This is a genomic window from Streptomyces sp. NPDC051172, assembly GCF_040682555.1.
GTDB lineage: Bacteria > Actinomycetota > Actinomycetes > Streptomycetales > Streptomycetaceae > Streptomyces.
This window is the reverse complement of sequence record NZ_JBFBBE010000018.1, coordinates 128,212-134,649: the sequence shown is the minus strand read 5'-3', so window position 1 is coordinate 134,649 and position 6,438 is coordinate 128,212. Positions and strand designations below refer to the sequence as shown.

Annotated in this window: 4 protein-coding genes; 3 read left to right on the top strand and 1 reads right to left on the bottom strand. The window is 72.4% G+C overall.

Features of this window, described 5'->3' with window-relative positions; all coding sequences use genetic code 11:
- Positions 1-251 precede the first annotated feature (251 nt).
- Positions 252-3,236, bottom strand: a complete 2,985-nt coding sequence (locus AB0N07_RS14180; RefSeq protein ID WP_365834639.1) for a BTAD domain-containing putative transcriptional regulator — start codon at positions 3,234-3,236, stop codon at positions 252-254.
- Positions 3,237-3,446: 210 nt separating this feature from the next.
- Between AB0N07_RS14180 and AB0N07_RS14175 the strand changes: the two genes are divergently transcribed.
- From AB0N07_RS14175 to AB0N07_RS14165, 3 genes are read left to right on the top strand one after another with little or no spacing between them, the layout of a single operon-like run.
- Positions 3,447-4,679: an amidohydrolase family protein gene (locus AB0N07_RS14175; protein WP_365834637.1), complete on the top strand. Its 1,233-nt coding sequence runs from the start codon at positions 3,447-3,449 to the stop codon at positions 4,677-4,679.
- Between the two features lie 17 nt (positions 4,680-4,696).
- Positions 4,697-5,599: an LLM class F420-dependent oxidoreductase gene (locus tag AB0N07_RS14170; protein ID WP_365834647.1), complete on the top strand. Its 903-nt coding sequence runs from the start codon at positions 4,697-4,699 to the stop codon at positions 5,597-5,599.
- Positions 5,600-5,610: 11 nt separating this feature from the next.
- Complete coding sequence (locus tag AB0N07_RS14165; protein WP_365834635.1) at positions 5,611-6,381, top strand: SDR family oxidoreductase; 771 nt, start codon at positions 5,611-5,613, stop codon at positions 6,379-6,381.
- The last annotated feature ends 57 nt before the right edge of the window (positions 6,382-6,438 follow it).

Below are 6,438 nucleotides of genomic sequence, written 5' to 3'. Positions count from 1 at the left end.
GGGTTTTTATCTCCACCCAAACCCAGACGCCCCCCCTGTCCTTGGGGGTGTTTTTGTGGGGGGGGCGGCCCCGGGGCCCCCCCCGAGGACCGCCGGGCCGGCTTCGTGACCGCTCACCGTAGTGCAACGGCCCAGGTCGGCCCGTCTGCCCCCCGACGCGACGGAACGACAGGACGAGACTGCCGGTCGGCGATAAACGAACGATGAACGCCCGCCCCCGGCCCCCGGTTGCCGTCGCACCGGCGGAGCGCTCAGGCGAGCGTCAGCGGTGTGAGGAGCGGGCGGACGGTCTCGGCCTCCGGGGCGCCGAGCGCCTCGAACAGCTCCAGGGCCTCGCGCCAGCAGACCTGCGCGCGCCCCGACTGGCCGATGCCGCTCAGCCCGTGGCCGAGGGTGACCAGGACGCCCGCCCGGCGCCAGTCGCCGCCGATGCCGCGCAGCACGGTGAGGGCGCTCTCGGCGTTGGCCGCGGCCTGCGCCGGGCGCCCGGCGGCCAGGTCGACCTCGGCCAGCCGGAACAGGGACATGCCCTCCCACAGCCGCTGGCGGCTGTCCCGGAACACGGTCAGGGCCTCCTGGAGGCGGGCGGCCGCCTCGGGCAGCTCGCCGTGCTCGGTGAGCGCGAGCCCCAGCGCGTAACGGCCGTTGGCGCCCTTCAGCGCATGCCCCATGGCGTCGTACATCTCCATGCCCTGCCGGGCCAGGGACACCGCGCTGTCGGTCCGCCCGGTGGCCAGGTGGATCCGGGAGAGGTTGCACAGCACGGCCGCCTCGCCCGCCCGGTCGTCGCAGGCGCGGAAGCCCTCGATGGCCCGGTTGATGTGGGTCTCGCCGTCGTCGTGGCGGCTCTGGTAGAGCGCGATCACGCCGAGGATGTTGGACGCCCAGCAGTCGGCCAGCGGATCGGGCGCGGCGCCGATCAGCTCATGGGCCAGGGCCGCCTCCTCGTCCGCCAGGTCGAAGCGGCCCGTCACGCTGTGCGCGTACCCCAGCGTGATCAGCGCCCGCGCCTCCGCCCGGGTGTCCCCGGCCTCCCGCGCGGCCTGACGCAGGGCCGAGGCGACCCCTTCGTAGGCCTTGGAGTTGGTGCCGGACTCCGCGAGGTCCACGGCGGCCCACAGCAGGTCGACCGCTCGCCGCAGGGAGCCGGAGCCGGCGGACTGGCGGACGCAGGCCAGCAGGCAGACCGCCTCCGAGTACAGCCAGTCCTGCGCCTGGTGCCGGTCGGCGAAGGTCAGCCCCTGGTACTCCGGGGCGGCCAGGTGGTCGACCAGCCGGTCACCGGGCCGCTCGATCAGATAGACGCCCGCCGTGGTGGCCAGATAGAAGTCCAGCAGCCGCGACATCGCCGCATCACTCCCCCACTGCCCGAAAGGCGTGGGAGGTGCCCCCACGCTCGGCGGCCACTCGTCCCGCTCCGCGCATGCACGCGCGTAGAGGCGTACGAGATCGTGGTACCGGTAGCGGCCGGGTGCCGCCGATTCCAGCAGCGAGGTGTCGACGAGGGCCTCCAGCAGGTCCTCCGTCTCCTCCGCCGGCAGGTCGAGCACCGCCGCGGCCGCCGCCAGCGAGATGTCCGGCCCGTCCGCGAGGCCCAGCAGCCTGAACGCCCGTGCCTGGGCCGGCTCCAGCGCGCCGTAGCCGAGTTCGAAGGTGGCCTTGACCGCCAGGTCGCCGGCCTGCAGTTCGTCCAGGCGTCTGCGCTCGTCCGCGAGCTTCGCGGCCAGCACGGAGACCGTCCAGGTGCGGCGGGCCGCCAGCCGGGACGCGGCGATGCGGATCGCCAGCGGCAGGAAGCCGCAGGCCGCCACCACGTCCAGGGCGGCCTCGCGCTCGCTCGCCACCCGTTCCTCGCCCACGATCTTCGTGAACAGCGACAGCGCCTCGTCGGGTGACATCACGTCCAAATCCACCAGATGGGCCCCGGCGAGATCGACCATCCGCACCCGCGAGGTCACCAGCGCCGCGCAGCCCTCCGTGCCCGGCAGCAGTGGCCGTACCTGCGCCGCGTCCCGTGCGTTGTCGAGCAGGACCAGCACCCGGCGGCCGTCCAGGACGGACCGGTACAGCGCCGCCCGCTCCTCCAGTGAGTCCGGGATCGCCGAGTCGGCCGTACCGAGGGCCCGCAGGAACGAGCCGAGCACCGTCTCCGGTTCCGCCGCCCGTGCCCCCGCGCCCTGGAGGTCGACGTACAACTGGCCGTCCGGGAAGGCCGTCCGTGCCTGGTGGGCGACGTGCACGGCCAGTGTGGTCTTGCCGACGCCGCCGATGCCGGCCACCGCCGACACCGCCATCACCCGGCCCTCGGCCGAGGACAGCACCTCGCCGAGCTCCTGGACGAAGGCCGCGCGGCCCGTGAAGTCGGGGACGGTGGCGGGCAGTTGGGCCGGGCGGACGGGGGCGGCGGCCGGTTCGGCCTGCGGGGACTGCGGCTCCGCGAGCCCCGGATCCGCCCGCAGGATCCGCTGCTGCAGCTCCCGCAGCCCCGGCCGCGGGTCCACGCCCAGCTCGTCCGCCAGCAGGCGGCGGGTGTCCGCGTACACAGCCAGCGCCTCCGCCTGGCGGCCGCTGCGGTACAGGGCCAGCATCAGCAGTTCGCGCAGCCGCTCGCGCAGGGGGTGGGCGGCGGTGAGGGCGGTCAGCTCCGACACGGCCTCCGCGTGGCAGCCCTGTTCCAGGTCCATGTCCAGACGGGACTCCAGGAGTTGCAGCCGCCACTCCTCCAGGCGGACCCGCTGTGCCTCCGCGTACGGGCCGGGCACGCCGGCCAGCACCTCCCCGTCCCACAGCGCCAGCGCGCGGCCGAGCAGCTCACGGGCCTGGAACAGGTCCCCCGCGCTCTTCGCCTTCTCCGCCTCGGTGGCCAGGTCCTGCGCCACGGTCAGGTCGAGGGCGCCCTCGGCCAGTCCGCGCACCGCGTACCCGCCGGACTCGCTCACCAGGACCCCGGGGTCCAGCACCTTCCGCAGCCGCGAGGCGTACGTCCGCAGCGCCGCGAGCGCCTGCGAGGGCGGTTCCTCGCCCCACACGGCGTCGATCAGCTCGCCCGCGGTGGCCGTGCGGCCCTCGCGCAGCAGCAGGGCGGCGAGCAGGGCACGTTGCTGCGGGGAGCCGGTGCTCAGCTGCTCCGTTCCGCGTCGGGCTCGTACCGGACCGAGCACGCCGAAGCTCAGCGGGGCAGGCTCCGCGCAGGAGCCGGCCCGCCTCTGTTCCGGCACTCGCGGTACACCGTCCATCGCCGTCTCCCTAGACACAGTGGGCAAGCAGGCCCTCGGCCTACGTCAGTTTGCCTTGTTCATGGCGGATGCGTCAGCCGGGGAGAGGGCTTGCACGGACAGGCGCGCGGGATATCACAAGGCCCTCACCTGCTCTTCGCAATCGCGCCGGAACCGCTGATGGCTCCCGCATAGCTGACGGACCGTCAGATCGGCGCTACCGTGACCGCCATGGAGACCACGAAGGACTTCCCGGACTTCCCGCTGATCATCTCCGTCGACGACCACACCGTGGAGCCCGCCGACGTCTGGCAGAGCCGCCTGCCGAAGAAGTACCTCGACACCGGCCCCCGCATAGTCCGTGCGCCGCTGAAGGAGATCTCCTTCCTCGGCGGCCGCTTCCGCCCGGTGATGGGCGCCCCCGGCGACGACGGCCCCCTCGGCGACTGGTGGCTGTACGAGAGCCTCCAGCGGCCCCTCACCCGCCTCGACACCGCGGTCGGCTACAGCAGGGACGAGATCAAACTCGAGGTCATCACCTACGAGCAGATGCGCCCGGGCTCGTACGACGTCCCGCAGCGCCTCGCCGACATGGACGTCAACCACGTCCAGTCCTCCGTCTGCTTCCCGAGCTTCCCGCGCTTCTGCGGCCAGACCTTCACCGAGGCGAAGGACCACGAACTGGCTCTCCTGTGCGTCCAGGCCTACAACGACTGGATGGTGGAGGAATGGTGCGGCCCGCAGGCGCAGGGACGGCTCATACCCCTCACCCTCATCCCCCTCTGGGACGCCGGACTCGCGGCGGCGGAGGTCCGGCGCAACGCCGCCCGCGGGGTCCGTGCCGTCGCCTTCTCCGAGATACCCCCGCACCTGGGCCTCCCGTCCGTCCACTCCGACGACTGGGACCCCTTCCTCGCCGCCTGCGACGAGACCGGCACGGTCATCGCCATGCACATCGGCTCCAGCAGCCGTATGCCGTCCACGTCCAAGGACGCCCCGCCCGCCGTGGGTTCCACCATCACCTTCGCCAACTGCTGCTTCTCGATGGTGGACTGGCTGATGAGCGGCAAGTTCGAACGCTTCCCGAACCTGAGGATCATGTACGCGGAGGGCCAGATCGGCTGGATCCCGTACATCCTCGAACGTGCCGACGTCGTCTGGGAGGAGAACCGCGGCTGGGGCGGCGTCGCCGACAAGGTCCACCGCCCGCCGTCCGAACTCTTCGCCGAGCACGTCCACGGCTGCTTCTTCGACGACGCCTTCGGGCTGAAGAACCTCGACGCGATCGGCGTCGGCAACGTCCTCTACGAGACCGACTACCCCCACTCCGACTCCACCTGGCCGAAGTCCAGGCAGGTCGGCGAGGCGCAGATGGGCCATCTGGACCCGGAGGTGGTGGAGCGGATCGTGCGCGGGAACGCCATCGAACTGCTGGGTCTGACCCCTGAAGGACTCTGGCGTTGAGTGCCCTGACGTACGGGATGCAGCTGCCCGTCCAGTCCCAGAGCACGATCTACGCCGAGGGCTGGGAGGCCGGCGCCGGCCCCGAGGACCTGGTGGAGATCGCCCGCAGCGCCGACCGTGCCGGCTTCGGCTATCTCGCGAGCTGCGACCACGTCGCCATCCCGCGCCGGCTGGCCCCCGCCATGAGCACGGTCTGGTACGACCCCGTCGCCACCCTCGGCTTCCTGGCGGGCGTGACCGAACGGGTGCGGCTGCTCAGCCATGTCGCCGTCGTGGGTCTGCGGCATCCGCTGCTGACGGCCAAGCAGTACGCCACCCTCGACCAGCTGGCGGGCGGCCGGCTGATCCTGGGCGTCGGCGCCGGTCACGTACGGGAGGAGTTCGAGGTGCTCGGCGTCGACTTCGAGCGGCGCGGGCCGGTGCTCGACGAGTCGATCGACGCCCTGCGCGCCGCCCTCGGCCCGGACGAGTTCCCCGAACACCACGGCAAGCTCTACGACTTCGAAGGGCTCGGGCAGCAGCCCCGACCGGCCCAGGAGCGCGTGCCGGTGTGGGTCGGCGGATCGTCCCCCGCCGCCGTACGCCGGGCCGCCCTCAAGGGGGACGGCTGGCTGCCGCAGGGCGACCCGCGGGACCGGCTGCCCGCGCAGATCGAGCGGATACGGCGGCTGCGGGACGACGCGGGCCTCGACGGGCCGTTCACGATCGGCGCCATCACCGAGCCGCTCCACCTCGGCACGCCCGCCTGGGACGTCGGCCGCCGCACCCTCGCCGGCCCCCCGGACGCGATCGCCGAGTCCCTGCGGGCGTACCGCGCGATGGGCGTGCACCAGATCCAGGTGCGGTTCCGCAGCCGCAGCCGCACCGAACTCACCGACCAGATGGCGGCCTTCGGCGCCGACGTGGCGCCCACTCTCTGAGGAGTTACGGCATGGGCAAACTGGACGGACGCGTCGTGATCGTCACCGGGGCGGCGCGCGGACAGGGCGAGCAGGAGGCCCGCCTGTTCAGAGCGGAGGGGGCCGAGGTCGTGATGGCCGACGTCCTCGACGAGCAGGGCGGCGCCCTCGCGAAGGAACTGGGCGCCCGCTACGTCCACCTGGACGTGAGCCAGGAGGACCAGTGGCGGTCGGCCGTCAGCACCGTGAAGAACTCCCTCGGCCGGATCGACGGCCTGGTCAACAACGCCGGCATCCTGCGCTTCAACTCTCTCCTCGACACCCCCCTCGACGAGTTCGTGCAGGTCGTGCAGGTCAACCAGGTCGGCTGCTTCCTCGGCATCAAGACCGTCGCGCCGGTCATGGAGGACGGCGGCACGATCGTCAACACCGCCTCCTACACCGCCGTGACCGGCATGGCGGCCGTCGGCACGTACGCCGCCACCAAGCACGCCGTCCTCGGCCTCACCCGCGTCGCCGCCCTGGAACTCGCCGACCGGCGCATCCGCGTCAACGCCATGTGCCCCGGCGCCATCGACACCGCCATGTCCAACCCGGCCCGGCTGGACCCGACGGCGGACGCGGAGGAGACGGGCCGCGCCCTGGACGAGCTGTACCGCAAGCTCGTGCCGCTCGGCCGGATCGGAAAGCCGGAGGAGGTCGCGCGGCTCGCGCTGTTCCTGACCTCCGACGACTCCTCGTACATCACCGGGCAGCCGTTCGTGATCGACGGCGGGTGGCTGGCGGGCGTCAGCGTCATCTGACTACTCGTCAGCTATTGACCCTCCGTGCGGGCGGTGCAACAGTCATCCAAAACTGAC